The sequence below is a fragment of the Selenomonas dianae genome (assembly GCF_030644225.1).
Classification (GTDB): Bacteria; Bacillota; Negativicutes; order Selenomonadales; family Selenomonadaceae; genus Centipeda; species Centipeda dianae.
This window is the reverse complement of record NZ_CP128650.1, coordinates 581,978-606,904: the sequence shown is the minus strand read 5'-3', so window position 1 is coordinate 606,904 and position 24,927 is coordinate 581,978. Positions and strand designations below refer to the sequence as shown.

Below are 24,927 nucleotides of genomic sequence, written 5' to 3'. Positions count from 1 at the left end.
GCACAAAAAAGTCCCCGTTTCGGGGACTTTTTATTTTCCTTACATCATGGCATCCATCGCGTCGAAAATGGGCAGGAGCACAGAGAGGACAACAAAGAAAATAATGCAGCCGACAAGAGAAATCATCAGCGGCTCGGCAAGCGCCTCCATCCGTGCGGCATATACATCCGCCCTGCGTCGGCAATAATCCGCCGCATGAACCAAAAGGCGCTCGGGATCCCCCGCCGCCTCCCCTGCCGAAAGCATTCCGCGCAGGAGTTCCGGCAAAGACGATTCGCGTGCGACCACCTGCGAGAACGTGCGCCCCTCAACGAGACGCTGCTCCATCCGTTCCAGCCGAAGAGAGAGCGCACGGTTGCCCGTCACGGAGGATGCAAGCCCGACGGCGCTGTCCAGTCGAATGCCGCTGCGAAGCAGAATCGTGAGCGTACGCAGGATTGTCTGCCATGCGACAAGACGCACGAACGTCCCGAGCACGGGCACGCGCAAGAGGAATGCATCCGCATAGAGGCACAGGCGCGGCACGCGACGGCAAAGCACGCCGCTCATCAAAACTGCCGCAGCAGCAACGGGAAGCGCATACGGATGTGCGGCGACGGCATCCGACAGCCCGAGCAGGATCCGTGTCGGCAGCGGCAGCTCCGCCCCGAGATCACGCAGGAGCACAGCAAAGACGGGCAGCACAAAAATAATCATGAGCAGCACCGAAACAGCCGTTGCCGCAAGCAAAAAGAAGGGATAGGCAAGTGCGCTGCGCAGCGACTCACGCAAGATATGTGCCTCAGCCGCCACCTCTGCCGCCTCATGGAGGATCGTGTCAAGCCGCCCACTCTCCTCCCCCGCACGCACCATGCCGACAAGGCTCGGTGCGAAGGCTCTCGCATCACGCAGTTCCATCGCCTGCGAGAGCGACAGTCCACGCAGGACATCCGCGTGAAGCGCACAAACAAGCCGCCCATAGACAGAATCCGATGCCACCCCCGTACGGATATGTCCCAGTGCCTCATGCACAGGCATCCCCGCACCGAGAAGGGCGGCAAGTTCATGCAAAAAGGCAATCCGATCCTCAGGGGTAATGCCCCCGTGCAAAATCGGCACAGACGGCATACGTACGGTGCGCCGCTCACGGATGTCAAGCGCAGTATTCCCCTCTGCCGCCAGCGCACGCACGGCGGCAGGAGCGGACTCCGCCGCAACCACGCCGCACCGGATCTGTCCGTCCGCCGCACACGCGCGATAGGAGAACATCTTCATGCAATCATGCCCTTCGCCCGGAGAGCGTTCTCTGCCATCTTCGCCGTCTGCATCCCCTGCGCCGCCCCGCTCATCATCACGGAGGTAAGCTGGCTGTAGTTCCCCTGCCGCAGGATGTTGCGCACAGTAGGCGTCGCGGCAAGCGTTTCGAACACCGCCGCACGCCCGCCGCCGACACGCGGCAGAAGGTACTGGGCAGCGATGACGGTCACGGCATCGGCGAACTGCGCCCGCACGGCATCGCGCACATCCTGTGAAAACATACTCTCCACGCGCATCGGAGTCTCGGCGGCGCTGCGCGTATGCAGCGTCCCGAGGACAAGTACGCCCGTCGCCGCCGCCATCAGCGCCGCCTCCACCGTCGCGCGGTCGCGCATCTCCCCCACGAGCAGGATGTCCGGATCCTCACGCAGCGCACTCCGCACCGCGTCCGAAAACGACACAAAGTCGCGCCCCGCCTCGCGTTGACTGAAAAAAGCACGCGCGGGGGGAAAGATGTACTCGATCGGATCTTCCAGTGTAACGATATGCACACTGCGCGTCCGATTGATCTCCTCGATCAGAGAGGCGAGCGTCGTCGTCTTGCCCGCCCCCGTCGCCCCACAGACGAGCCCCAGACCATGCCGCCGCTCGGCGAGAGCACGCACCACACGCGGCATACCGATCTCCTCGGGGGTCGGTATCCGCTCGGGCAGAAGGCGCAGTGCAAGACCGATGCCCTCCTGCATACGGTAGGCATTGACGCGAAAACGCCGTCCTCCATAGTTCCACGCCAAATCCACATCCTGCGCACCGAGCGCAGCACGCTGCGCCTCTCCTGCCATATTTTCCCAAATCTGCTCGACAGATGCCGCACACGGTACGAACTCCTCCGGTCGGAGCACACCGTCACACCGCATCTGTACCCGCTGCTGCGGCGCAATATGCAGATCCGATGCCTCCGCCGCGATCATACGGTGCAAGACATCCGCAAACAGCCCGCTGTCAACCATAGAGCGCCCGCCCCACTTCCGCGATGGTCGTCTCCCCCGCCAACGCCTTTGCCGCACCATCCCGCCACAGCGATTCCATCCCATCCTCCTCCGCCGCACGGCAGAGTGCCGCCCGATCCCGCGCCGCAAGAATTGCCGTGCGGATACGCTCGGTAACAGGCAGCACCTCATGAATCGCCATACGCCCGCGGTATCCGCTCCCGTGGCAATGTTCGCAGCCGCGCCCACGCACGAGTGTCAGACCGTCATGATAGCGGTCGCCGAGCTGTGCCCGCTCACGCGAATCCGCAGCGACACGGTACTCCTCACGGCAGTGCGGACAGACACGCCGCACGAGCCGCTGCGCAATCACCCCCGAGAGCGTTGCCGCGAGCAGATAGGGCGGCGTCCCCATCTCCAGCATACGAAAAATGGCGGAGACTGTATCCTCCGTATGCAGCGTCGAAAAAAGAGCGTGTCCCGTAAGAGCGATCCGCACCGCCATCTCTGCCGTTTCCAGATCGCGGATCTCACCAAGCAGGATCTTTTGCGCATCCTGCCTGAGCACTGCACGCAGCCCCGCGACAAAGGTCAGACCCGCCTCCGGATTCACCTGGAACTGACTGATGCCTGCGATCCTGCGCTCCACGGGATCCTCCAGTGTCATAATGTGACAGCTCGGATCGTTGAGCTCCGCGAGTGCCGCATAGAGCGTCGTCGTCTTGCCCGAGTTCATCGGTCCGCAAAGCAGGAGCAGCCCCGTCGGGCGGTGAATCAGCTGCTCGAACAGCTCCTGATTGCGCGGGGTAAAGCCAAGCTCCGCACAGCTGAGAAAACGCTCCGACGCATCCATGATGCGTACGACCATACGCTCACCGTCCACCACCGGCACAACGGCGACGCGCATATGAATCGTACGCCCGCCGCTGACATAGCGAATCTGCCCATCCTGCGGCCGGTTTCGTTTCGCCGTATCAATGCCCGCCATCACCTTCAGCCGTGCAATGACGACAGGAGCAAGCTCCTGCGGAAACTGGACGGGACGCTCCCGCAAAAGCCCGTCCACGCGCATACGAATGCGCAGTCTGCCGCCCATCGGCTCAAGGTGAATGTCCGTTGCCTCTGCCGCAAGCGCCGCCTCCAAAATGGCATTGACAAGCGTGACGACGTGACTGCCGCCCGTCCCCTCGTGTGAGATGCCGCGCCGAACCTCGCGCGCCGCCTCGGTCACAAGCCGCCGTGCCGCCTCCCGTTCCATGCGGATCCCTCCTTTCAACGTGTCACTGCGGCACCTCCGCATAATCCACCGAAAGCAGATAGAGCCCGCAGGCAGGTGCGGTCGGAGGCACAAGCCGCCGATCACGCGCGGCAAAGATCTCGGCGAAACGATCCGTCGAGATACGCCCGAGCCCCACACTCACCACCGCACTCATGATATTGCGTACCATGTGATAGAGAAAGCCGTTTCCATGCAGACAGCACGAGAGCCGTCCGCCTCCATCCTCATCCATCCGTATCTCATCGAGCGTGCGCACGGGCGACATCGGCGCGCCGCCCGCCGCACGAAACGAGGAGTAGTCATGCGTTCCCACGAGCAGAGCAAGCACCGCACGCATCGCATCGTGATCGAGCGGCTGAAAGATCTGCCACGCATAGCTGCGTGTAAAGGGATTCGGAACAGTACACTGCTCGATGCGGTAGACATACGCCTTCCCCGTCGCCGAGTGACGTGCGCTGAAATCACGCGCCGCCTCCCACGCCTCTGTCACCACAATATCGGGCGGCAGAAGACCGTTCACCGCACGCGGCAGACGTTTGGTTGGAATACGTCCGTCCGTAAAGAAATTGACCACCTGCCCATACGCGTGCACGCCCGCATCCGTCCGCCCTGCGGCGGCAAGCTCCACCTGCTCCCCGCAGACCTTTGCCAGAGCACGTTCAAGCACATTCTGCACCGCGATAACCGGCGCTGTCTGCCGCTGAAAGCCGTGATAGTTCGTCCCGTCATAGGCGACTTTCAACGCAATATTTCGCGCACGCGCCTTCATCGTTTCCACGTGTTCAGGGCGCAATGGGCAGACCTCCGAGGCTCACGGCGCAGATCCCCGCCGCACCGAGCACAAACACGGCAATCGCCGCATAATCGATCCGCCCCGCACGCAGCTCCTTCATCTGCGTGCGCCCCTCGCCGCCGCGATAGCAGCGCGCCTCCATCGCAAGCGCGAGCTCGTCCGCACGGCGGAACGCCGAGAGAAAGAGCGGCACGAGGATCGGCACAATCGCACGCAATCGCTGCATGATGTTCCCGCGCTCAAAATCCGCCCCGCGCGCCTTCTGCGCCTTCATGATGCGATCCAGCTCATCGAGCAGCGTCGGCACAAAGCGCAGGGCAATCGTCATCATCATCGAAAGTTCGTGCACGGGCACGCGAAAACGGCGCAGCGGTGAGAGCAACGACTCAAGGCCGTCCGTCAGGCGCAGGGGGCTCGTCGTCAGCGTCAGGAGCGTGCTCAGGAGAATGAGCAGAATAAGGCGCAGACTGATGTAGCTCCCGCGTGCCACCCCCTCCCACGTTGCGGCAAACGGTCCGACGTGAAACACCTCCGTCCCCGGTGTCATAAAGAGATGCACCCCGAAGGTGAAAATCACAATCCAGAGAATCGGCCGGATCGAGCGCAGCTGCATCCCCAGCGGCACCTCCGAGAACACCATCAGCAATGCAACGGCAAGAGAGAGTGCAAGGAATCCCGCCACGTTCTGCACAAAAAAAATGAGCAGCAGGAAAAAGAAGAGCAGCACCATCTTCACACGCGGATCCATGCGGTGCAGAAACGAATCTCCGGGCAGATAACGCCCAATCTGTATGTCATTGAGCACGAACAATCACTTCCATTTCAATTTTTTTCATTATAACATTAAATACGGGACTTTTCATTTCTTTTTCCCGAAATATATGCTATAATTTCTTCGTATATATAAAGGATAGGACATGGTATTAAAAATAAACGAGAACATATAGAAAGGCTTTGTTATGGAAGAAGCATTTATCGGACGACAGGCCATTTTGGATCAACAAAAGAACGTATACGCATACGAAATTCTCTTCCGCAGTGGCCTCAAGAACGCCTTTGACCCCAACTTGGACGGCAACGTCGCGACGCAGAGCGTCATGGTCAACGCCATGCTCGACTTCGGCATGAACAAACTCGTTTCGGACAAGCGTGCATTCATCAACTTTACGGAGCAGAACCTCCTCACGCGTGCGCCGAAACTCCTGCCATCGGAAACCGTTGTTGTCGAGATTCTGGAAAATGTGCAGCCAACGCCGGAGATTCTGGAGGCCGTAAAGGAGCTCAAGGAGGCGGGCTACAAGATCGCCCTCGACGACTTCGTCCTCCTGCCGGGCTACGAGCCGCTCATTGAGATGGCAGACATCATCAAGGTGGATTTCCGCATCACGGAGAGCCCCGAGGAGCGCAAAAAGATGCGCGAGATCCTGCCAAAGCACGTTCGTCTGCTGGCTGAAAAGATCGAAACCGAGGAGGAATTTCAACAGGCGCTCGCATACGGCTACGTCCTCTTTCAGGGATATTTCTTCTGCAAGCCCACCATTCTGCAGCAGAAACGGCTCACGAGCAACGCGCTCTCGAAAATGCGCCTTCTCCGCGAGATCAACCGACAGAATGTCGATTTCTCCGCTATTACCGGCGTCATCTCCTCGGATACGAACCTCGTTCACAAGCTGCTCACCTACATCAACTCCGCAGGAGTCGGACTCGCCAACCACGTTTCCAATCTGAAACAGGCGACTGTTCTCCTCGGAGCAAGCGGCGTGCGCCGTTGGGTGACCCTTGTCAGCCTCCAGACCTTCTCCGAGGACAAACCGCCCGAGCTCTTTACCCTGTCGCTCATGCGTGCAAAGTTCTGCGAACTCATCGCCGCCAAGCTCAAGCGTTCGGGGCTCACCGCCGACACGGGCTTCCTGCTCGGTATGTTCTCGCTGCTCGATGTCCTGCTCAACCTCCCGATGGAGGAGGTACTCAAAGAGGTCAATCTGTCTGACGAGCTCACCGATGCTCTGCTTGGCAAGGACAACGACCTGCGCCGTCTCCTCGACCTCGTCATCGCCTATGAAAAGGGTGATTGGGATACCGTTATCGCCTACTGCGAGCGGGAAAACCTCTCCCCCGAATTTCTACAGCCGACCTACGACAATGTATTGGAGTGGTACAACGCACTCCAAAGTATCAGCTGATACCGTCAACCTCCACACAAAAAGCCCATCGGATTTACTCCGATGGGCTTTTATCGTGCGTACAGCACTTATTTCGGATTGTACTCTACAATCGTAACCTTCTTGTTCACGTTGAGATCGATCACCTCGTCCTCCGAGATCGTGACAATCGGCAGCGGCACAATGCCGTGCGGATATGCCGTGATCGTTCCCTCACGATGGTTGCTGAGCAGCACGCGCGAGCCGAGGAACGCGTTCTTGATATTCGCCAACACGGGGATGCAGACCTGTGGATCGAGCTTCGTATACATCTGACGCGCGATCTCCGTCACCGCATCAAACGGTGTGCGGCGCGGGTATCCCTCGCGCTCAATCGTAATATTGTCATAGAGATCCGCCACCGCGACAATACGCGCATAGAGGTGAATATCCTCGCCCCCGATGTTGAACGGGAAGCCGCTCCCATCCATCCGCTCGTGATGCTGGAGTGCCGTCAGGCGCACGCCCTCCGTCAGCCCCGCAACATTGCGCAGGATCTGCGCCCCGTCCACCGTATGTTGGATATAGCGCTCGTAGTCCTCCCCCTTGAGCGAATCAATGTTCTTTTCGAGGAGACGCTGATCGAACTTCGACTTGCCGACATCGTGCAGGAAACCCGCCATAACAATATCCTTCGATGTCTCGCGGTCGAGCTTCATCCACTTCGCAAAAACTCCCGAAAGAATCGAAACGCGAAGCGAGTGATTGTAGATGTCGCTCGCCAGATGATTGATCTCATTCAGATAGTCGATCGTCCCGCTGCGGCGCGAGAGCGGCAGGAGATCCGTCTGCACCATCTCATTCGTCTCGGCGACGGGCACAGCGCCCGTTTTCTTGGTCTCCTCGAAGATCGACTTCGCCGTTCCGACCACATTCTCATACTGCTTGATAAAGAGATTGCTGCGCGAGAAAATCGGGGATCGCTCTTCCCTCAGCTCATTTTCGTCCTTGATGTAGACAACGGAAACCTTTAGAAACTTGAGACGCGTGATATGCGCCGCCGTCAGCTCCGTGTTCTCCGAAACAACAACCACACGTTTGGCATTGACAATCGTCCGCGCAAGTATCATTCCATTTTCAAGATCGTCCACGGATATTGCACGCAAGGTAAGCCCTCCCTCGATTTATCTTCCTGATCACATACGAAACTATTGCACCTATAAATATTTCGCCCTTTATGAAAAAAACCCTCCCGAGAAAATAAAACTTGACATTAATTTGTCCTATGACGTATAATAACCGTACGTTAACGCTTTATCTTGTTAAAGAAACGGATTTAAAAGGAGCGATGTGGGATGAATTGGAAAAATATCTTTACGGGTGCAGCGGTCATGGCACTCTCGGCGGCACTCCTCACGGGCTGCGGCGGCAGTGAAAAGAAGGTCGTTTCGACGGACAATGCGGCAGAAATGGGGAAAATCATCGTCGGGCTTGACGACAACTTCCCGCCGATGGGCTGTAAGGACGAGAAAAACGAAATCGTCGGCTTTGATGTGGATCTCGCAAAGGAGGCTTCCAAGCGTCTCGGGCGTGAGGTGGAGTTCAAGGCGATCGACTGGTCGAGCAAGGAGGCAGAACTCAAGAGCGGCCGCGTCCAGATCCTCTGGAACGGGCTCGACATCACCGAGAAACGCAAGGAGAATATGCTCTTCTCCAAGCCCTATATGGACAACCGTCAGATCATCTTCGTGAAGAAGGGCAATACCTCCGTCACGGACGAGAAGAGCCTTGCGGGCAAGACAGTCGGCACGCAGAGCGCGGGTACGGCGGAGGAGTACATCGACGCGACCCCGTTCTACAAGAACGATGTCAAGGAGGTCAAGAAGTACCCCGACTATGTCGCGGCGTTCATGGATCTTGAGAACGGCAGACTGGATGCGGTCATCGGCGATGAGATCGTCGGTCGCTACTACATGAGCAAACACCCCGAGGAAATCGAGGCACTTGATGTGGTCGTCGGACCCACGAGCGAGTTCGGCATTGCATTCGCGAAGGACAACACGGCACTGCGCGACGAGGTGCAAAAGGTGCTCGACGAGATGAAGGCGGACGGCACGATGGCGAAGATCTCAACCAAGTGGTTTGCCAAGGACATCACAAAATAAATAACGGAAGAAAGGCTGCCGTTTCGCGCGGCAGCCTTTTTTGCCTGCTAGGATGAAATCAATGGATAAAACACTGGATACGATACTGCTCATGCTCGACGGCTCGACCATCACCCTTGAGATTTTCTGTATCACACTTGCGCTCTCCCTCCCGCTCGGACTCTTTGCCGCGCTCGGGAGGCTCTCGCATTTCCGACCGCTCAGCCGTCTGCTCGAAATCTATATATGGATCATGCGCGGCACGCCGCTGATGCTGCAATTACTCTTCGTTTACTTCGCCCTGCCCATGGTCGGCATCCTGCTGCCCGACATCGCGGCGGCACTGCTTGCCTTTATCCTCAACTACGCCGCCTACTTCGCCGAGATCTTCCGCTCCGGCATACAGGCAGTTCCGCGCGGACAGTTCGAGGCGGCGCGTGCGCTCGGCATGAGTGCGCCGCTCACCATGCGGCGGATCGTCCTGCCGCAGGTGCTGCGCATCACCCTGCCCCCCGTCAGCAACGAAACCATCAACCTCGTCAAGGACACCTCCCTCGTCTACATCCTCGCCATGAACGACCTCCTGCGCGTTGCACGCACCATCGTTCAGCGCGAGTTCGACATGACCCCCTTCCTCATCGCCGGCATCTTCTACCTCGCGATGACCGCTGTACTCACCTATGGATTCAAGAAACTGGAGGCATACTATGGCAGATACGGCAGCTAACGAAATCATGCTCTCCATGCGCGGCATTCATAAATCCTTCGGCAACCTCAGCGTCCTTCGCGGCATTGACCTCAGCCTCACACGCGGCGAGGTACTCGCCATCATCGGCTCCTCCGGATCGGGCAAATCGACCCTCCTGCGCTGCATCAACAAACTCGAAACCATCGACCGTGGGGATATTACCATCCGCGGAGAAAAACTCTGCCGGACAGCGGACGGTGAAACCTCTGCAACATACGCAAACAGTGCCGACGTGCGGCGCATCCTCATGGCGACGGGCATGGTCTTTCAACAGTTCAACCTCTTTCCGCACATGACCGTCATCGAAAACCTCATCGAGGCACCCATCCACGTCAAAGGACAGTCAAAGGACGAAATTCTCCCCTACGCACGCGAACTCCTCGCCAAGGTCGGACTTTCCGACCGCGAGAACTACTACCCGAGCCAACTCTCCGGCGGGCAGCAGCAGCGCGTCGCCATCGCACGCGCACTCGCCATGAAGCCTGACATCATGCTCTTTGACGAGCCGACCTCCGCACTCGATCCCGAGCTCACGGGCGAGGTGCTGCGCACCATGCGGGCGCTTGCCGCCGAGCGCATGACCATGATCGTCGTCACGCACGAAATGGCATTCGCCCGCGAGGCGGCAACCAATGTCATCTTTATGGACAGCGGTGTCATCGTCGAGCAGGGCGAGCCGCAGACATTTTTCTCTGCGCCGAAGGAGGAACGAACACGGGAGTTCCTGCGGAATATGCTATGATATTTCTCCAATGGTATGGTATAATAGAACTATTCAAAATTCCTCCTCTGCAATAAAGGAGCACATATCATGCTACAGCCAAAAGTACTCGATGTACAGCCCCTTCCTGATTATAAATTACTGCTGCTCTTTGAGACAGGCGAGAAGAAAATTTTTGATGTAATGCCGTACATCAAAGGGTCATGGTACGAAAAGCTAAAAGTTCCCGCTGTTTTTCAAACAGTTCATGTATCAGGTGCTACAGTTACATGGGCAGATGGGCAGGACATTGCCCCACACGAACTCTATGACGATTCTGTACCTGCTGTTTGACTGAAGGGGGAAATCACCATGTCCGCACAGATTATTGACCTGAACCGCATCAAAGAGCTTGAGGTTGACGAACTCATCGACATCTTCAACGAGATGATCGAGGAGGCACCCGCACAGGGAATGCCCGAAGTTGCCGCAATGGCGCAGGAAGTCAAAAAAGATATTCTAAAGACCGTCATTAAAGGGGAATCGTAGAACAACGTTGTAGATTTGTGATAATTAAATATACTCCATATGGAGGAATACTGATGAATGTTATCTTCTATCAGAAAGAAGATGGAACAGAGCCAGCAAAAGAGTTCTTAAAAGGGCTTGATCCTAAAATGAGAGCAAAAGTTGCTCGTACTGTCAATCAGCTGATTGCAGCGGGACACAGCCTACGCCCCCCGATTTCAAAAAATCTTGGTGATGGCATAATGGAACTCAGAACAATATTCGGCAACAATATTTCTCGTGTTTTATACTTCTTTATGGTTGGTGATACTGCTGTTCTCACAAATGGGTTCATTAAGAAAACACAAAAGACACCTCCGGAAGAAATAGACCGTGCAAAAAGATACCGAGATGACTATAAAAGGAGGAATCCATCATGACTACATGGTCAGAGTTCTTGGAAGAACAGCTAAAAGATCCTGAGTTTAAGCGGGAGTATGATGAGCTTGAGGATTGGTATCAGGAAGAACTTGCGCAGCAGCGTGCATTGAATCACGATAATAAAGATTCTGCTTCCCCTTCTTCAGATCACAATGCGCCACATATAGCCTATGCCTAAAAGAAAAAATCTATTGAAATACAAAACAGGGCGGATGCAGCCGCATCTGCCCTGTTTTGTTGTGTTTCAACGAGTTATAAAAATTCTGTGATGTACTGATCATTCAGCGAATCCAGACGAACTTGACTGAGCATATACAGCTCACTCTCCGTAAACTCATATTTGGAACTTCCAAAAATACGTGCCATGACGAGGAGAAAGAGGCGCACGCCAAAGAAGCCGATACATTCATCCCACCGCCTTGCATCCTTGATTTGGTACGTTCCCCCCCATGTATCAATTTGAAAAACACTGTCCATCGAATTGGAAGCAAACAGCACACGCGTAATATCCGCATAACGTGCATGAATTAGCGGCTCATTGTAATCTGCAACATATAAGGATTGATCTGTAAAGACAAGGATCCTCGTACTGAGAAGCGAATTTCCGGCTTTCCCGTATCCTATGATGATCTCCTGTCCCTTGGCGATTCCCTCTCGAATCCCTGTATCAGGGATGGACACATAGGGATGCACCTGATAGGTAAAACCATCCTTCCAAAAAGGATTGCAATGCTCAAGGACACGCCGCCCATCTTTCAGATTTCCAAGGATCAGGACACTGCACAGCTCCGCCAAGACCTCAGGCGTCATGCGTTTTGGGATGTCGATTACTTTCGTCCGCACCTGCTCATACGTTTCATCAAAGTCCACATCGACAAAGCGAATCCCCAGTTTTTCAAAATCCACAGGTTTCCCGCTGTCAATCACGGCAACGGCTTTCCCAATCCCGTAGTAGGTACGCTGTTTTGCCACGAGAGGAATATGAAACTCGCCATCACACAAAAGAATCTCTGTCGGATTATTTTTTAGCACATCGTTCAAATCTTTTTGATCGAATGCAGCATACTCCACCATATTCAGATAACGCTCATTGCTTGTGCATTGTCGAAGTTTTTGCAGCTTTCGCTCACGCTCACGAATGGCATAACTATCAACCGTATCCGTCGCAACGCCCTCGACACCGAGGATGGTGCAAAGCTGCGTGGCGAGATCGAGGGCATCGCCGTCAAGCGCTGCGACCTGCTCCGCCATCTCCGACAAGTAGTGATCCTCAAGCCAGATTTTCAGTCTGCCGTTATGGAACTGGGCGATGATTTTTTCGAGATCAAAATGCGCACGTACCTCCTCGATATTGCTGCGTGCCAGATAGCCGTCCCTCAGTTCCAGCGGAAATTTCACCTTTCGTGCCATGTAGATACCTCCATGTTGCTTTGTTGTGTATCAGACTTACAGATAAGCAGTGATAGGGCGATTCTCCAAGGATTCGAGGGTAACGAGGCTGAGTTTCGCCATCTCCTCATCGGTGAATTCGTATTCGCAGTCACCGATAAGACGTGCCATCAACAACAAAAACAATCTGACACCGCTTAACCCGGTCTTTTCATCCCAATCATAAACAGCGCTCAACTCTGTCGTATTTCCATTTGTGAGAGTGGCTTGGAAAAACCACCTTCCCTCATTGAGGAATATCACATCCTCTATAATTTGGTATGGTGTCCATTTTGCGTTTCCGCTATCATCACGAATATAAAAACCTTTATCGGTAAAAATCATCTCCTCATCAGCGGAGAAAAGATTCACGCTTTTTGCTCCACCTATAACAGTTTCTTCTCTCTCGATAATCCCATTTTGTATCCATTCATCACTTGATACAAGGTCTGGTTCTATGCCATAAGTATATCCACCTTGTAAATATCCTCTGGCAGCCCACAGAATCTTCCCCGACTTCAAACGCCCCAGAATCATGACGGAACACAGTTCTGCCATAACATGAGCGTTGATGATATGTCCATTCATCCATTTAATTGCGGGTCTTATCCCCTCACCTGCTGCCTTGGCATACCATTTCCACGCCAAATCAAAGTTTTCCTGAACGCCGTCACCATTATCATAACAATTTGCTAAATTGGACATTCCCCATCCAAAGCCTGCTTCTGCTGACCTTTGAAACCATACAAAGGCTTTCTTTGCATCCTGTCGCACTCCTTTTCCGTTGGAATACAAAAGAGCAATCCGATTCATGGATACGCCGTCCCCCTGCTCGGCAGCCTTTTCATACCAACGCATTGCATCTTTATATTTTCCTTCGTCAGCATAATAACGCCCTATGCGCCGCTGTGCAGGAGCATAGCCTTCATCGGCAGCTTTGCGATACCATTTCTTTGCCTCCGCATCATCCTGCTCTACACCAGTACCATACTCATAATCAAGGGCTAAATAGTACATTCCTTGTACATTTCCTGCCTCGGCAGATTTACGATACCACTCTGCACCTAGAACAGGATTCTCCGGAACGCCATTCCCCGCATCGTAAAGCATCCCGAGTCTCCACATGGCATAAGAATTTTCTAATGCAGCAGATTTCTCATACCAATGAATCGCTTCCTCTATATTGTGCCCCGTTCCCTTACCGTCACGATAGCAGTCTCCTAAAAGGCACATTCCATTGGCATCTTCTGCCTTTGCCGATTTCTGAAACCATTCAAACGCTTTTTCTAAATCTCTCTCAACCCACTCACCGTCCCGATAACGAATCCCCATCCACCACATAGCATTAGCATCACCGAGTTTTGCTTTCTTTTCTGTCCACCATATCGCACTTCTATAGTCTTCAACCTCCTCAAAATGTGTTTCTAAGCGCTCCATCGCCGCAACATTGCCCTGATTCCCCGCCTTCACCAAAAGGCGAATCATATCCTCTTCGTTGCCCTGCTTTTCATAAAGCTCCGCAAGGGCAAAAATGGCATCGTCACAGCCGAGGTCGATTGCCTTTTGATAGCACTCGACGGCTTTCTTATCCTTTCCCTTTTCCTCGTACTGCTGTCCTTGCTCGAAGTATCTGCGCGGCTCGTCCGCGACGGCTTCCCGATACTTTTCATCAAAGGGCAGATCGACAAAACGAATCCCGAGCGTCTCAAAATCGACTGCCGTCTTGCTGTCGATCACAGCGACGGCATTCCCGACACCGAGATAGGTCTTGTTCTTCACGTTCAATGGGATGCGAAAATTCTCTTTACACAGAATTATCTCCTGTGCCCCCTCCTTGATGAGCCTGTCCAAATCACTCTGCTCAAACGCAGCAAACTCCGCCATGTCGCAGAGAATGGGATTCGTGGTGTACTGACTGAGCCGTTGACGTTTCTCCTCGCGTCTTTGGATAAGGTTGCTGTCCACATTCTCCGTGGCAACGCCCTCGACACCGAGGATGGCGCAGAGCTGCGCGGCAAGATCGGAGGCATCGCCGTCAATCGCTGCGACCTGCTCCGCCATCTCCGGCAAGTAGTGATCTTCGAGCCAGATTTTCAGTCTGCCGTTGTGGAACTGTGCGATGATTTTTTCGAGATCAAAATGCGCACGTACCTCCTCGATATTGCTGCGTGCAAGATAGCCGTCCCTCAGCTCCAGCGGGAATTTCACCTTTCGTGCCATGATGCTTCCTCCACATATTACAAGAAGCGCCCCTTCCACCATGCTGCGCATGATCTCCCTTCCCCGCTGCGGCGGGGCAGGCTTTTCGACTACGGCATATCAGCTTCTCCGCCGAAGCGTGGGAAGTGGCACGCGCAGCGTGACGTTAGGGGCATCCCGATTTTGTCTTAAAATCCAAGAAAGTTTGCGATAGCTTTCAGTCCGCTCTTCACGGTCTCCACGGTCTTCGTCGCGACCTTGTGCAGTCCCTCGGCGACGGTGGTTACGGCAGGTTGGATGATCTTGAAGCCGGCATGAACGGCAGCGGCGATTTTCTTGCCCGACTGACTGCTGATCGCAGAGCCGACCGCCATGCCAAGAACGGGACCGACAACGGGAATTGCAGACAGCATACGCGCACCGATGCCCTTTGAGCAGAGATCGCCGATGGCGGCGGAGGCGATGCGTCCCACACGGTCGACTGCCGCCGCAACACTGAGTTTCCCGCTGAACACCTGCGCGGCGGTGCGTACGCCCTCAACACCCCAACAGGCGATGTTCGTGAGCACGGGCAGCGGCGTCGCCTTCTTGAGGAACGGAACGATGCCGCGCTCGACAGCAACGTAGAGCGCACCCGTCGCGACCGCCTTGATGCTGCGATCGGTCTCCGATCCGGTCGGCTCCTCTCCGAGATCAATCCCCGTATTGAGCGACTCACCGTCCTGTGTCTCAGCATAGGTCAGTCCCGTATCGAGTGCCGCGCCGCCGACACCTGCAAGAACGGCTTGTTCGGCAACGCCCTGTGCAACGACCTGCGTGGGGATGGGCTGCCACGATGCGCCGCCCGCTCCATCGGGGACACGCTCCTCGACGGCGGCGGGAAGCCTTAGGTCTGCGCTTTGCTCCGCGCTGTGCAGTGCGGCATATACCTCGTTGTTGCCTGCCGCAAGTGCCACCTGCGCCTCGGCAAGATAACGCGCACGCTCCTCCTCGGTCGCGCCCGGCACAGAGAGCAATTTTTGCTGCAACCACGTTTCCTTTGTCCCACCGCTCCGATAGGTCTCCTCGATGGCGTTCATGTTCTCCGTGAACTGATCGACACCGTCCATGATGGAGGAGCTGAGTTCCTGCGCCGCCTCTGCGGTCATGCCGCCGACGCGCTGAATGAACTCCTCACCGAGCCAGACCGCTGTGCTCTTTTCCTGCGGTTTTTCCATCCACGAGGAGATCATGTCCTTTGCAAGGGAGAAAAGCCCCTTGGATTCCTCCGTCCGAAGTCCTTCCAGATGTATGTCGCGTGCCATCCCTACTCCTCCCGTGATGCGTTCGTGAATTTCTTGGACTTGTAGGTCTTGTCCATCTCCTCGATGGCATCCTTCATCGTCTCGGAGATGGGATGCGTGCGTCCGATTGCCGCCTGCAGATCCTCGGTGGTGACGTGCGACTTGCCCGCGACGAACGCCGCCTCGATGCCGTCGCGCACGACACTCTCGATGTCCGCGCCACAGTATCCCTCCATCTTGCGTGCGAGTGCAGGAACGTCGATCTTCGCGAGATCGGAATTTCGCCGTTTTCCAATATGAAGGCTGATGATCTTTTCGCGCTCGCTCTGATTTGGGAAGTCCACATAGAAGATCTCATCGAAACGCCCCTTGCGCATGAGCTCGGGCGGCAGATGCGAGATGTTATTCGCTGTGGCGACAACGAAGGCGAGGCTGTCCTTTTCCTGCATCCATGTGAGGAAGCTGCCGAAGAGGCGCGTCGTCACCTCGGAGCTGCCGCCCTGCGCTCCCGCCCCCGCAAACGCCTTTTCGAGTTCGTCGATCCAGAGGACGCACGGCGAGCTTGCCTCCGTCAGTTGGAGAGCGCGGCGCATATTCGCCTCGGACTCACCGACGTATTTGCCCATGAGCCGCCCCATGTCCATGCGCAGGAGCGGAACGGCGAACATACTCGCCGCCGCCTTTGCCGTGAGGGACTTGCCGCAGCCCGGCATCCCCGCAATGAGCACGCCCTTTGGAATGTCCACACCGAACTCCTTCGCGCGGCGCACGTCGCGGAAGATCTGTGCCTTTGTCCGCAGCCAGTCCTTCAGATTCTGAAGCCCGCCGATGTCCTCGACGGTCTCCTTCACCGTCACCATCTCAAGGATGCCCGATTTCTTGATCATCTGCTGTTTCTGACGGAGTACCATCGGCAGATCGCTCGCATCGAGCTGTCCGTCGTCGCTTACGGCGAGTGAGAGGATGTTGTCGATCTCCGTTTCACTCAGCCCGCGCAGGTGCATCGCAAAGGTGTCAAGCAGCTCCTCCACGGGGGCAGGCATATCGTTGCTCGCAAGAAAATGAAGAATGTGCTCCCGTATCTTCTCGGGGCTCAGGAAGTCCATGCTCATCAGGGTAATATACGGCTCAAGTGCACGTGGAATCGTGCCGAGCGGTGAGATAAGCACGACGGTACAATCGTCCATCGTACCGTCCGCGATGCGCTCGGCAATACAGCGCAGACGCGAAACAATCGCAGGAGATTCGAGTTCGCCCGCAACATCTTCGAGCACGAGAATCTTACGTGCGAAGTTTTTATCCAACAGAACGGTGTCAAGTGCTCCGCTCAGAGGCGACGAATAGCGAAGCCCCGCGCCCGCGTCCTCATATCCGCTGTGCAAACTCCATTTGATAATGCCGCGCCCCTTCTGCGCCGCAAGCTCAGCGAGAATATCCTGCACTTTCCCGTTCTCCAGCGTATCGACATAGAGAATGGGCAAATATGCATCCATATACTGTTCCAGTTCCCTGCGAAATATCGGCTGATCGTTCATGATGCTCCCTCATTTCTCATGCGCCTTACATCGTACGGTTGACCACCCATGAATGTGGCTGATTGCCCGGCTTGCGCGGACATTTCCCCGGCTGCGGGCGTCCCATCGTATTGTTCCGACGTTCCTTCTTCCCGCAGTGCGTACACATGAACTCAATTGTTTTCAGCGTTGCCATGATGTCCATCCTTTCTCTGATCCTTGCGCATCGACAAGTTATCCACAGATTCCTCTCGTCTTATATAATAGCACTTGTGCCCCCCCCGTAAAGACACATGATATACAAAAAATCGCCCTGCAAATGCAAGGCGATTTTTTTGATGAAATATATGTGGCAAAAAGAAAACAATTAGGACGAAGCGCATCGCAACGTCTTCTCCGTCCAAAAATAGGCAAATACGACGGGGATGCCTGCGCCGATCCACGCGAGCGGATTCGCCATGCACGCGCCGAGAAAGCCCAAAGGAGCACAGAGGAAAATCGCCGCCGCAGCACGCATGAGGAGCTCCAACGCGCCCGCGATGGTTGGAATGACGCTCTGTCCGAGCCCCTGCAGTACATTGCGATAGACGAGCAATGTCGCGAGAAATGCGTACATGGAACCGTTGACGATGAGATAGGTCTGCCCGTAGGCGATGACCTCCTCCGCCCCCGCTGCATCCGTCCCGACAAAGAGCGCGAGGACGTGCGTCCCAAACGCAATGAGGAGAATGCCGATGCCGATGGCGAATGCAATCGACATCCGAAGGCACGCACGCACGCCCATGCGGATGCGCTCATACTTCTGTGCGCCATAGTTCTGTGCCGTGTACGCCGCCATCGCATAGCCGAACGAGAGCATCGGCATGACGGCGACCGCGTCGATCTTCTGCGTCGCTGCATATGCCGCAACGGGAAGTGCGCCGAGATTGTTCAGCGCGACTTGAAGGATGATCGCACCGATGGCGATGACGGAGGACTGGAACGCCATCGGCAGCCCCATCCGCAGGTGCGCCATAAGGACGGAGGTGTTCGGCTTCCAATCCGCCCGGCGCGTATGGAGTGCGGGCACGCGTCGGCGAATATAGGCGTAAAAAATGAGTGCTCCAATCCCCTGTGATACGACCGTCGCGATTGCTGCTCCCGGAATGCCCCAATCGAGGACGAGAATAGCGACCGGTTCGAGTGTGATGTTGATCCCGAGCGTGACGGCGAGCAAAATCGTCGGCATCTTGCTGTCACCAAGCGCACGAATCAGACAGTTTTGCAGATAGAGCAGGAGAAAGATCACAAGCCCTGCAAAGACAATCGAGATGAAGTCATACGCCCCCTCCATGATCTCGGGCGGCGTTTCCATCAGCGTGAGGAGTGTCCGCGTCAGCGGCAGGACAATCGCCGTCAGCGTGAGCACCACCACCACGCCGAGCAGGATGCACGCCGCCGCACTCTGCCGTACCCCCGCCATATCCCCTGCGCCGAACCGCTGCCCCGTATAGATCGTCACACCTGTGCAAAATCCCATGATAAAACCGAGCGTCAGGAACATCAGACTGCCCGTACAACCGACCGCAGCAAGTGCCTCCACGCCGAGGAACCGCCCGACAATGAGCGTATCGACAAAGGCATAGAGCTGCTGCATCATATTGCCCGCAACGAGCGGCAGGGCGAAAAAGAAGATGAGCCGTGCCGGCTCACCCTCCGTCATATTCTTTGTCATTCGAGATACCTCGTCACGAAGATCCGCAGCTTCTCTTGGAGGAAATAGGTATTCGTAGAGAGAGCATTCACATTCGGCGCGAATTTGATAAGGTAGAGCTGCGGATTTCCGCTCACCATGAAGTCGGCGGGATACGGTGTCACCGCAATCCCTTCCTTTTCAAAATAGAGCACGGCACGCGGCAGGTGGAACGCCGAGGTCACGAGAATCGGATGTGTAAATCCCTCACGCCGCAGGATGTCCGCCGTGTAGCGTGCATTTTGCCCCGTGGTAAGACTGCGCCCCTCGACATAGATCATCTCATCGGACACGCCGAGCGAGCGCAGGACGCGCCGCCCAATCTCCGCCTCCGAGCCCGTATCGCTGAACACCTGCCCACCCGAGAGCAGAATCGGCAAATGATAGAGGCGATGCAGCCGCAGCGTCGTGAGAAGCCGCGAGGACGGGCTCTGTGCGAGCATCCCTATACCGTCCACATCCTGCACATCCGCAATCGCTCCGCCGCCGAGCATGACGATCACATCTCCTTCGGGATGCGTCGGCACTTCATACGTCTGCTCAAGGCTTCCCATCAGACGATCGGCAGCCGCTCCGATGGAGAGCAGATACAGCGCAAGCGAAAGGGCGGCGAGCAGCCCCGCCGCACGGTGTTGATGCCGTTTTTTCCAAAGATAGACGGCAATCCCGAGCATTGCGAGAATAAAAATCCCCGGCGGCAAAATCCACGCCGCACCGAATTTCAAAATATAGATCATAAAAAAGGAAAATACGCCTCCATCGCGAATATTTAGAATATAGCAAGACACGTCTTACTGCGTGCTTCGCATCCCCATTCTATCAGAATCTGTGTCGAATTACAAAGGAGAGTTCATTTATGGCAATCATCGAATCCGAGCACATCGACGCCGAGAAGCGCTTCGGCGGCAACGGTACGATCCACATTCAGAAGCTGCTCAGCCCGACCGAGCTCGATGGCAAATGTGCGATGTATGCACGCGTGACGATTCCGCCCCACGCATCGATGGGCGTACACAAGCACGAGGGCAACACGGAGACCTATCACATTCTCTCGGGGCGTGCACGTTACAACGACAACGGCACGGAGATCGAGATTGGTTCCGGCACGACGACGTTCTGCGGAGACGGCGAGGTACACGCCATCGCCAACGCCTCCGAGATCGAGGATCTCGTCTTTATGGCGCTGATTATCAATAAGTAAACCCGAACAAAAAAGTCCACAGCGGAGTATTTCCGTTGTGGGCTTTTGCATTTTTTGAGGAATCTCACTCATACCGCAGCGCGTCGATTGGATCGAGCCGCGCCGCCTTGCGGGCGGGGTAGATGCCGAAGAAAAGTCCGATGCCGACGGCAAAGGAGAACGAGACGAGGATCGGCAGGAGTTCGATGGTGGTGGTAAGCCCGCCAAACGAACCGATTGCTTTGGAGAGGGAAACGCCGAGCGTGATGCCGATCACGCCGCCGACAATGCCGATGACCATAGACTCGATCATGAACTGCATGAGCACGTTCGAGGAGGTCGCGCCGAGCGCCTTGCGGATGCCGATCTCGCGCGTGCGCTCCGTGACGGAAACCATCATGATGTTCATGATGCCGATGCCGCCGACGAGCAGCGAGATGCCCGCGATGGAGCCAAGGAGCAGCGTAATCATATTCGTGTTCTCCGTAAAGCTCTCCATGATGCTCGTCATGTTGCGAACGGTGAAATCATCCTCCGCCCCTGCGCGGATGTGATGGCGCTGACGCAGCAGATTCTCAACGTCTGCCTGCACCTGATTCATCCGCTCGGGACTCGATACCTGTATGCTGATGGCTTGGACGTATGTAATGGCAAGCATACGCTCCTGTGCCGTCGTGATTGGGATATAGATCACGTCGTCCTGATCCTGCCCGATGGACTGTCCCTTCTCCGCCGTCAGTCCGATGACCTTGAACGGCTGATTGTGGATGCGGATGTTCTTGCCGATGGGGTTCTCCGTGCCAAAGAGATTCGAGGCGACGGTCGGACCGATCACGGCGACACGGCTGCGCTTTGCCATATCGTTTGCGGTGATGAACGACCCGTTCTCGACCTTGAGTGAGCGGATCTGCATCAGCTCCGGCGTAACGCCCTCCACCGTCGTATTCCAGTTGAGATTCCCATTCACAACCTGATAGGCACCGGAGACCGAGGGGGACACGTAGTCAATCCCTTTGATCTTGCTCTCAATCGCCTTGGCATCGTCGTATTTCAGCGACTTGCGCGAGCCCGCCTTACCGCGCACACCGCCCGTGTTCGCAGAGCCGGGCATGACGATGAGCATGTTCGAACCGAGGCTCGCAAAGGAGTCCGCGACGCTCGTACGCACGCCCATGCCGATGGAGACCATGGCAATGACCGCGCCCACGCCGATGATGATGCCGAGCATGGTAAGGAGAGAGCGAAGTTTGTTCGCGAGCAGGGCGTTCACCGCCATGCCGAAACATTCCTTAAACAACATCCATCGCCACCCCCTTCCCCTCATCGCGCGTGATTCTGCCGTCGCGCACGAGGAGCTGACGGCTCGCACGCAGGGCGATCTCCGGCTCGTGCGTGACGAGGATAATCGTGTGCCCCTTCTCGTGCATCCGCTCAAAGATGTCCATGATCTCCTGCGTGGACTTCGTGTCGAGGTTGCCTGTCGGCTCGTCCGCCATGATGATGTGCGGATCGTTCACGAGGGCGCGGGCAATCGCAACGCGCTGCCGCTGTCCGCCCGAAAGCTCATTCGGCAGATGCGCCCCACGGTCAGAGAGCCCCACGGCAGCGAGCATTTCCTGCGCCCGCTCTGTGCGCTCGCGCCGCCCCACCCCCGCATAGACGAGCGGCAGGGCGACGTTGTCGAGCGCAGAGATGCGCGGGAGCAGGTTGAAATTCTGAAAGACAAAGCCGATCTTCTTGTTGCGCGTCGCAGCAAGAGCGTCATCGTCGAGCCCTGCCACCTCCGCGCCGTCGAGCAGATACGAGCCCGCACTCGGGCGGTCAAGACAGCCGAGGATATTCATGAGTGTGGATTTCCCCGAGCCCGACGGCCCCATAAGCGCGGCAAACTCACCGCGCCGAATGTCGAGGTCGATGCCGTCGAGCGCGGCAAGTGTCTCGCCGCCGATGCGGTAGAGCTTGCGGATGCCGTGCAGATGGATGGTCGAGGGCATTTCTTTTTGTTCCATCGAAATCCCCCCGTATCAGAACGGCGGCGGGCCGCCCGCGTGCATACTCATCGGGACGATCTTTGCCGTGTAGGTGCTGACGACGCGCTCGCCCTCGCTGAGCCCCGAAAGGATCTCGACATACTCATCACTGTAGATGCCCGTCTCCACGTAGCGCGTTTCCTGCGTGCCATCCTCCTGCAGGACGAGGACATAGGAGCCCGCTGCGTCCGTCTTGAGCGTGGAGAGCGGTACGACGAGCGCATCGTTCCGATCTGCCGTGTTGATAACGACGCGTGCCGTCATCGCGGGTAGGAGCAGATTCTCCGGATCGTCCACATCGAGGGTCACATAGTAGTAAATGACGCTCGTCCCCGATGAGGCGGACGAGGAGGAGGAGCTCGTGTCCCAGCTGTTCGTCACATCGGTCTGCGAGATCTTCGAGACGCGCGCCGTAAATTTCTTGTCCGTAAAGGCATCGACGGTAAACGTCGCCGTCTGCCCGAGGCGGATGCTGCCGATGTCCGTTTCGTCCACCTTCGCCTTGATCTGCTTCTTCGAGAGATCGGCGATGCGCATAATGACGGTCGGATTGTCCGAACCCTGCACCGCCATCGTCCCTGCCGTCTTCGGTTCGCCCACGACAACGCCCGAGATTGGCGCGGTGATGATCGTCTCGCTTGCGTCGGAGTTTGCCTCCTCAAGCGTCGACTGCGCCGTATCGTAGTTGTACTCCGCATCCTCAAGGTCGGATTTGGACTTCGCGCCGATGCTCTCAAGGTAGCTCATGCGGTTGTACTTCGCACGCGTATTCGTCACGCGGTACTGCGCCTGGTCGCGCTTCGCCTCGTAGTCCTTGCCGTCGAGGGTCGCTACCACCTGCCCCGCCGTAACGACATCGTTCTCCTTGACGAGAACGGAGTTGATGCGTGCTGTGATCTTGGAGCTGACCTCCACAGAGTCCACGGGGCGGATCGTCCCTGTTGCCTCAACGGTCGACTTGATGTCCATGCGCTGCACTTCCACAGTCTCAACTGCCTGTGCCATCTGTTCCGCCGCGCTCGACTCCATGTACCAATACACACCACCCGCAACCAGCACCGCCGCCAGTGCGCCGATGCCGATGATTGTCCTGCGTTTCATTCCTGCGCCTCCCCCTGCGCGGCTGCCGTTGTCCCTGCCTCTGCGTACGCCGCCTGCGCTGCCGCACGCTCCTCAGCAGTCACGGCGGGAAGCCCCTCCGCCGCTGCACGCTCGCTGTCCGTCAGTTCTGCCCCCATCAGGTTCTCAACCTGCGCACGATAGCGTGCATAGTCATAGCGCGCGCTGATCGCATTCGTCTCCGCTGCACTGAGCGCCGTCTGCGCGTCGATGATGTCGAGCAGGATGCCCTCGCCCGCACGGTAGCGTTCATTCGCGATGTGATCGTCCTCGCGCGCCTGACGCACCGCGTCTCCCGTCGCGGTAAACCGCTGCTCCGCCTCGCGCATATTGAGATACGCCTTGCGGAGGTTCAGGTCGATGGTCTCCTCCGCCTTTTTCAGCGTCAGCAGGGCAATGTCACGCTCTGCCTCCGCCGCCTCAATGGCTCCGCGCGTGACACCGCTGTCAAAGATGTTCCAGCTGACCCCCACGGAGGCGGACACGTCCGCGCTCGTATCATGACGCGGCTCAAACTGACTGGAGAGGCCCGTACCGAGCGTGAGACTGACGGTGGGTTTCTTCCCTGCCCGTGCACTCTCGACGGCAAGCTCCTTCTGCTGCACCTTCATCCGTTCCTCGGCAAGATCGAGGCGGCTGCGGTTCGCGTACGAAATGCAGTCCTCCACCGAGCTCTCAAACGGCTGATACGCGACCTCGCTCGTGAGTGTCAGCGGCTCCGTACGGCTGATATTCAACAGGTTCCGCAGCGTTGCGAGGCTCACCTCATAGGTATTCTCCGCACGAATAAGCTCCTGCCGCGCGTTCGACAGCTCCACGGAGGAGCGCAGCACGTCAATCTTCGCCTGTGCTCCCGCCTCGTAGAGTGCCGTGACATTCTTTAGGTGCGCGTCGTATTTGTTCACGGTGTCGCGCTGCACCTCGATCTTTTTGCCTGCCTCCACGGCATCCCAGTAGGCGGCAGTCACCTCGTATTTCAGATCCTCACGCGCACGCTCGGTGGCAAGACGCGCCGCACGTGCGCCGAGGTCACCCGCTGCGATATTCGCCTCATTTGCACCGCCGCTGTAGAGCGGCAGACGCGCCGAAAGTGCGAGCGCGTTGCTCGTCTGCACATCCTCATCCCGTGTCTTGCTCGTACGCAGGGTGTCGGATGCCTCCGCTGCGATGCTGTTTCTGCCGCGTGCCTGTTTCACTGCGGCATCGGCAGACCGCTCGCCCGTCTGCGTGACGCGCAGTCCCGTGTTCGCGGCGAGCGCCGTATGGATCGCCTCCGCGAGCGTAAGGCTCATCGCATCCGCAGTCATCGGCAGAGCGAGTGCCGTGCTCAGTACAAATGCGGCAAATACACGCCGCCTGTACCCCTCTTTATACATAAACGCTGCCTCCATATAGATCCATATAACAATGCGCCCATGCTAACGCAGGGGCGCTATGTCTTTCTTAAAACGCTGTTATTTTTCG

Annotated in this window: 26 protein-coding genes; 9 read left to right on the top strand and 17 right to left on the bottom strand. The window is 56.6% G+C overall.

Going from position 1 to position 24,927, the window contains the following annotated elements; all coding sequences use genetic code 11:
- Positions 1 to 39: 39 nt before the first annotated feature.
- The 5 genes from QU667_RS02940 to QU667_RS02920 are packed head-to-tail and all read right to left on the bottom strand — an operon-like array spanning position 40 to position 5,102.
- Positions 40 to 1,254, bottom strand: a complete 1,215-nt coding sequence (locus tag QU667_RS02940; RefSeq protein ID WP_304987844.1) for a type II secretion system F family protein — start codon at positions 1,252 to 1,254, stop codon at positions 40 to 42.
- Complete coding sequence (locus tag QU667_RS02935; RefSeq protein ID WP_304987843.1) at positions 1,251 to 2,246, bottom strand: type IV pilus twitching motility protein PilT; 996 nt, start codon at positions 2,244 to 2,246, stop codon at positions 1,251 to 1,253. Before QU667_RS02935 ends, QU667_RS02940 begins: the two co-directional genes overlap by 4 nt.
- Positions 2,239 to 3,483, bottom strand: coding sequence for a GspE/PulE family protein (locus QU667_RS02930; RefSeq protein ID WP_304987842.1), 1,245 nt, complete (start codon positions 3,481 to 3,483; stop codon positions 2,239 to 2,241). The genes QU667_RS02935 and QU667_RS02930 overlap by 8 nt, the downstream gene beginning before the upstream one ends.
- Before the next feature lie 22 nt (positions 3,484 to 3,505).
- Positions 3,506 to 4,273 (bottom strand): tRNA pseudouridine(38-40) synthase TruA, encoded by a 768-nt coding sequence (truA, locus tag QU667_RS02925; protein WP_304988391.1) that lies wholly within the window; start codon positions 4,271 to 4,273, stop codon positions 3,506 to 3,508.
- A 13-nt stretch (positions 4,274 to 4,286) separates the two neighbouring features.
- Entirely contained in the window at positions 4,287 to 5,102 is an 816-nt protein-coding gene (locus tag QU667_RS02920; protein ID WP_304987841.1) for an energy-coupling factor transporter transmembrane component T family protein, read from the bottom strand.
- 154 nt (positions 5,103 to 5,256) lie between these two features.
- Between QU667_RS02920 and QU667_RS02915 the strand changes: the two genes are divergently transcribed.
- Entirely contained in the window at positions 5,257 to 6,480 is a 1,224-nt protein-coding gene (locus QU667_RS02915; RefSeq protein ID WP_304987840.1) for an EAL and HDOD domain-containing protein, read from the top strand.
- A 68-nt stretch (positions 6,481 to 6,548) separates the two neighbouring features.
- Here QU667_RS02915 and QU667_RS02910 read toward each other — a convergent pair whose 3' ends face one another.
- Positions 6,549 to 7,568 carry an HD-GYP domain-containing protein gene (locus QU667_RS02910; protein ID WP_304988390.1) on the bottom strand — a complete coding sequence of 340 codons (1,020 nt, stop codon included), beginning with the start codon at positions 7,566 to 7,568 and terminating at the stop codon, positions 6,549 to 6,551.
- Positions 7,569 to 7,793: 225 nt separating this feature from the next.
- On the opposite strand from QU667_RS02910, the gene QU667_RS02905 reads away from it, so the two are divergent.
- The 7 genes from QU667_RS02905 (at position 7,794) to QU667_RS02875 (ending at position 11,156) form a co-directional block, all read left to right on the top strand.
- Positions 7,794 to 8,603, top strand: a complete 810-nt coding sequence (locus QU667_RS02905; protein WP_304987839.1) for an amino acid ABC transporter substrate-binding protein — start codon at positions 7,794 to 7,796, stop codon at positions 8,601 to 8,603.
- Positions 8,604 to 8,664: 61 nt separating this feature from the next.
- Positions 8,665 to 9,309 carry an amino acid ABC transporter permease gene (locus tag QU667_RS02900; protein ID WP_304987838.1) on the top strand — a complete coding sequence of 215 codons (645 nt, stop codon included), beginning with the start codon at positions 8,665 to 8,667 and terminating at the stop codon, positions 9,307 to 9,309.
- The gene (locus QU667_RS02895; RefSeq protein WP_304987837.1) at positions 9,290 to 10,072 is read left to right on the top strand and encodes an amino acid ABC transporter ATP-binding protein; all 783 of its coding nucleotides are present in this window, start codon (positions 9,290 to 9,292) and stop codon (positions 10,070 to 10,072) included. Before QU667_RS02900 ends, QU667_RS02895 begins: the two co-directional genes overlap by 20 nt.
- Positions 10,073 to 10,141: 69 nt before the next feature.
- Positions 10,142 to 10,384 (top strand): DUF2442 domain-containing protein, encoded by a 243-nt coding sequence (locus QU667_RS02890; protein WP_304987836.1) that lies wholly within the window; start codon positions 10,142 to 10,144, stop codon positions 10,382 to 10,384.
- Between the two features lie 18 nt (positions 10,385 to 10,402).
- The gene (locus tag QU667_RS02885; protein WP_304987835.1) at positions 10,403 to 10,579 is read left to right on the top strand and encodes a hypothetical protein; all 177 of its coding nucleotides are present in this window, start codon (positions 10,403 to 10,405) and stop codon (positions 10,577 to 10,579) included.
- A gap of 53 nt (positions 10,580 to 10,632) precedes the next feature.
- Positions 10,633 to 10,977 (top strand): type II toxin-antitoxin system RelE/ParE family toxin, encoded by a 345-nt coding sequence (locus QU667_RS02880; RefSeq protein ID WP_304987834.1) that lies wholly within the window; start codon positions 10,633 to 10,635, stop codon positions 10,975 to 10,977.
- Positions 10,974 to 11,156: an XRE family transcriptional regulator gene (locus tag QU667_RS02875; protein WP_304987833.1), complete on the top strand. Its 183-nt coding sequence runs from the start codon at positions 10,974 to 10,976 to the stop codon at positions 11,154 to 11,156. Before QU667_RS02880 ends, QU667_RS02875 begins: the two co-directional genes overlap by 4 nt.
- A gap of 74 nt (positions 11,157 to 11,230) precedes the next feature.
- Here QU667_RS02875 and QU667_RS02870 read toward each other — a convergent pair whose 3' ends face one another.
- The 7 genes from QU667_RS02870 to QU667_RS02840 all read right to left on the bottom strand — a co-directional run bounded on the left by QU667_RS02870 (position 11,231) and on the right by QU667_RS02840 (position 19,871).
- A complete protein-coding gene (locus tag QU667_RS02870) occupies positions 11,231 to 12,388 on the bottom strand; it encodes a hypothetical protein (protein WP_304987832.1) in 1,158 nt (385 codons plus the stop codon).
- A 36-nt stretch (positions 12,389 to 12,424) separates the two neighbouring features.
- Complete coding sequence (locus QU667_RS02865) at positions 12,425 to 14,626, bottom strand: SEL1-like repeat protein (RefSeq protein ID WP_304987831.1); 2,202 nt, start codon at positions 14,624 to 14,626, stop codon at positions 12,425 to 12,427.
- 167 nt (positions 14,627 to 14,793) lie between these two features.
- Positions 14,794 to 15,909, bottom strand: a complete 1,116-nt coding sequence (locus QU667_RS02860) for a hypothetical protein (RefSeq protein WP_304987830.1) — start codon at positions 15,907 to 15,909, stop codon at positions 14,794 to 14,796.
- Positions 15,910 to 15,911: 2 nt separating this feature from the next.
- Positions 15,912 to 17,423 (bottom strand): AAA family ATPase, encoded by a 1,512-nt coding sequence (locus QU667_RS02855; RefSeq protein WP_304987829.1) that lies wholly within the window; start codon positions 17,421 to 17,423, stop codon positions 15,912 to 15,914.
- Positions 17,424 to 17,448: 25 nt separating this feature from the next.
- A complete protein-coding gene (locus tag QU667_RS02850; protein ID WP_304987828.1) occupies positions 17,449 to 17,598 on the bottom strand; it encodes a hypothetical protein in 150 nt (49 codons plus the stop codon).
- Positions 17,599 to 17,769: 171 nt separating this feature from the next.
- Complete coding sequence (locus QU667_RS02845; RefSeq protein WP_304987827.1) at positions 17,770 to 19,116, bottom strand: MATE family efflux transporter; 1,347 nt, start codon at positions 19,114 to 19,116, stop codon at positions 17,770 to 17,772.
- The gene (locus QU667_RS02840) at positions 19,113 to 19,871 is read right to left on the bottom strand and encodes a YdcF family protein (RefSeq protein WP_304987826.1); all 759 of its coding nucleotides are present in this window, start codon (positions 19,869 to 19,871) and stop codon (positions 19,113 to 19,115) included. Before QU667_RS02840 ends, QU667_RS02845 begins: the two co-directional genes overlap by 4 nt.
- Positions 19,872 to 19,990: 119 nt before the next feature.
- On the opposite strand from QU667_RS02840, the gene QU667_RS02835 reads away from it, so the two are divergent.
- A complete protein-coding gene (locus QU667_RS02835) occupies positions 19,991 to 20,335 on the top strand; it encodes a cupin domain-containing protein (RefSeq protein WP_304987825.1) in 345 nt (114 codons plus the stop codon).
- Between the two features lie 64 nt (positions 20,336 to 20,399).
- On the opposite strand, the gene QU667_RS02830 is transcribed toward QU667_RS02835, so the two are convergent.
- The 4 genes from QU667_RS02830 to QU667_RS02815 are packed head-to-tail and all read right to left on the bottom strand — an operon-like array spanning position 20,400 to position 24,839.
- Positions 20,400 to 21,614: an ABC transporter permease gene (locus tag QU667_RS02830; RefSeq protein WP_304987824.1), complete on the bottom strand. Its 1,215-nt coding sequence runs from the start codon at positions 21,612 to 21,614 to the stop codon at positions 20,400 to 20,402.
- Positions 21,604 to 22,323 carry an ABC transporter ATP-binding protein gene (locus QU667_RS02825; protein WP_304987823.1) on the bottom strand — a complete coding sequence of 240 codons (720 nt, stop codon included), beginning with the start codon at positions 22,321 to 22,323 and terminating at the stop codon, positions 21,604 to 21,606. Before QU667_RS02825 ends, QU667_RS02830 begins: the two co-directional genes overlap by 11 nt.
- A 15-nt stretch (positions 22,324 to 22,338) precedes the next feature.
- The gene (locus QU667_RS02820; protein ID WP_304987822.1) at positions 22,339 to 23,445 is read right to left on the bottom strand and encodes an efflux RND transporter periplasmic adaptor subunit; all 1,107 of its coding nucleotides are present in this window, start codon (positions 23,443 to 23,445) and stop codon (positions 22,339 to 22,341) included.
- Positions 23,442 to 24,839 carry a TolC family protein gene (locus tag QU667_RS02815; RefSeq protein WP_304987821.1) on the bottom strand — a complete coding sequence of 466 codons (1,398 nt, stop codon included), beginning with the start codon at positions 24,837 to 24,839 and terminating at the stop codon, positions 23,442 to 23,444. The genes QU667_RS02820 and QU667_RS02815 overlap by 4 nt, the downstream gene beginning before the upstream one ends.
- Between the last annotated feature and the right edge of the window lie 88 nt (positions 24,840 to 24,927).

What these genes read in the sequence shown, in the direction of transcription:
- QU667_RS02940 (WP_304987844.1), bottom strand. Translation starts at nt 1,254, where the DNA reads ATGAAGATGTTCTCCTATCGCGCGTGTGCGGCGGACGGACAGATCCGG.
- QU667_RS02850 (WP_304987828.1), bottom strand. Translation starts at nt 17,598, where the DNA reads ATGGCAACGCTGAAAACAATTGAGTTCATGTGTACGCACTGCGGGAAG.
- QU667_RS02875 (WP_304987833.1), top strand. Translation starts at nt 10,974, where the DNA reads ATGACTACATGGTCAGAGTTCTTGGAAGAACAGCTAAAAGATCCTGAG.
- QU667_RS02905 (WP_304987839.1), top strand. Translation starts at nt 7,794, where the DNA reads ATGAATTGGAAAAATATCTTTACGGGTGCAGCGGTCATGGCACTCTCG.
- QU667_RS02885 (WP_304987835.1), top strand. Translation starts at nt 10,403, where the DNA reads ATGTCCGCACAGATTATTGACCTGAACCGCATCAAAGAGCTTGAGGTT.
- QU667_RS02895 (WP_304987837.1), top strand. Translation starts at nt 9,290, where the DNA reads ATGGCAGATACGGCAGCTAACGAAATCATGCTCTCCATGCGCGGCATT.
- QU667_RS02890 (WP_304987836.1), top strand. Translation starts at nt 10,142, where the DNA reads ATGCTACAGCCAAAAGTACTCGATGTACAGCCCCTTCCTGATTATAAA.
- QU667_RS02825 (WP_304987823.1), bottom strand. Translation starts at nt 22,323, where the DNA reads ATGGAACAAAAAGAAATGCCCTCGACCATCCATCTGCACGGCATCCGC.
- QU667_RS02835 (WP_304987825.1), top strand. Translation starts at nt 19,991, where the DNA reads ATGGCAATCATCGAATCCGAGCACATCGACGCCGAGAAGCGCTTCGGC.
- QU667_RS02935 (WP_304987843.1), bottom strand. Translation starts at nt 2,246, where the DNA reads ATGGTTGACAGCGGGCTGTTTGCGGATGTCTTGCACCGTATGATCGCG.
- QU667_RS02915 (WP_304987840.1), top strand. Translation starts at nt 5,257, where the DNA reads ATGGAAGAAGCATTTATCGGACGACAGGCCATTTTGGATCAACAAAAG.
- QU667_RS02865 (WP_304987831.1), bottom strand. Translation starts at nt 14,626, where the DNA reads ATGGCACGAAAGGTGAAATTCCCGCTGGAGCTGAGGGACGGCTATCTT.
- truA (WP_304988391.1), bottom strand. Translation starts at nt 4,273, where the DNA reads ATGAAGGCGCGTGCGCGAAATATTGCGTTGAAAGTCGCCTATGACGGG.
- QU667_RS02815 (WP_304987821.1), bottom strand. Translation starts at nt 24,839, where the DNA reads ATGTATAAAGAGGGGTACAGGCGGCGTGTATTTGCCGCATTTGTACTG.
- QU667_RS02845 (WP_304987827.1), bottom strand. Translation starts at nt 19,116, where the DNA reads ATGACAAAGAATATGACGGAGGGTGAGCCGGCACGGCTCATCTTCTTT.
- QU667_RS02870 (WP_304987832.1), bottom strand. Translation starts at nt 12,388, where the DNA reads ATGGCACGAAAGGTGAAATTTCCGCTGGAACTGAGGGACGGCTATCTG.
- QU667_RS02880 (WP_304987834.1), top strand. Translation starts at nt 10,633, where the DNA reads ATGAATGTTATCTTCTATCAGAAAGAAGATGGAACAGAGCCAGCAAAA.
- QU667_RS02830 (WP_304987824.1), bottom strand. Translation starts at nt 21,614, where the DNA reads ATGTTGTTTAAGGAATGTTTCGGCATGGCGGTGAACGCCCTGCTCGCG.
- QU667_RS02820 (WP_304987822.1), bottom strand. Translation starts at nt 23,445, where the DNA reads ATGAAACGCAGGACAATCATCGGCATCGGCGCACTGGCGGCGGTGCTG.
- QU667_RS02860 (WP_304987830.1), bottom strand. Translation starts at nt 15,909, where the DNA reads ATGGCACGCGACATACATCTGGAAGGACTTCGGACGGAGGAATCCAAG.
- QU667_RS02930 (WP_304987842.1), bottom strand. Translation starts at nt 3,483, where the DNA reads ATGGAACGGGAGGCGGCACGGCGGCTTGTGACCGAGGCGGCGCGCGAG.
- QU667_RS02910 (WP_304988390.1), bottom strand. Translation starts at nt 7,568, where the DNA reads ATGATACTTGCGCGGACGATTGTCAATGCCAAACGTGTGGTTGTTGTT.
- QU667_RS02900 (WP_304987838.1), top strand. Translation starts at nt 8,665, where the DNA reads ATGGATAAAACACTGGATACGATACTGCTCATGCTCGACGGCTCGACC.
- QU667_RS02855 (WP_304987829.1), bottom strand. Translation starts at nt 17,423, where the DNA reads ATGAACGATCAGCCGATATTTCGCAGGGAACTGGAACAGTATATGGAT.
- QU667_RS02840 (WP_304987826.1), bottom strand. Translation starts at nt 19,871, where the DNA reads ATGATCTATATTTTGAAATTCGGTGCGGCGTGGATTTTGCCGCCGGGG.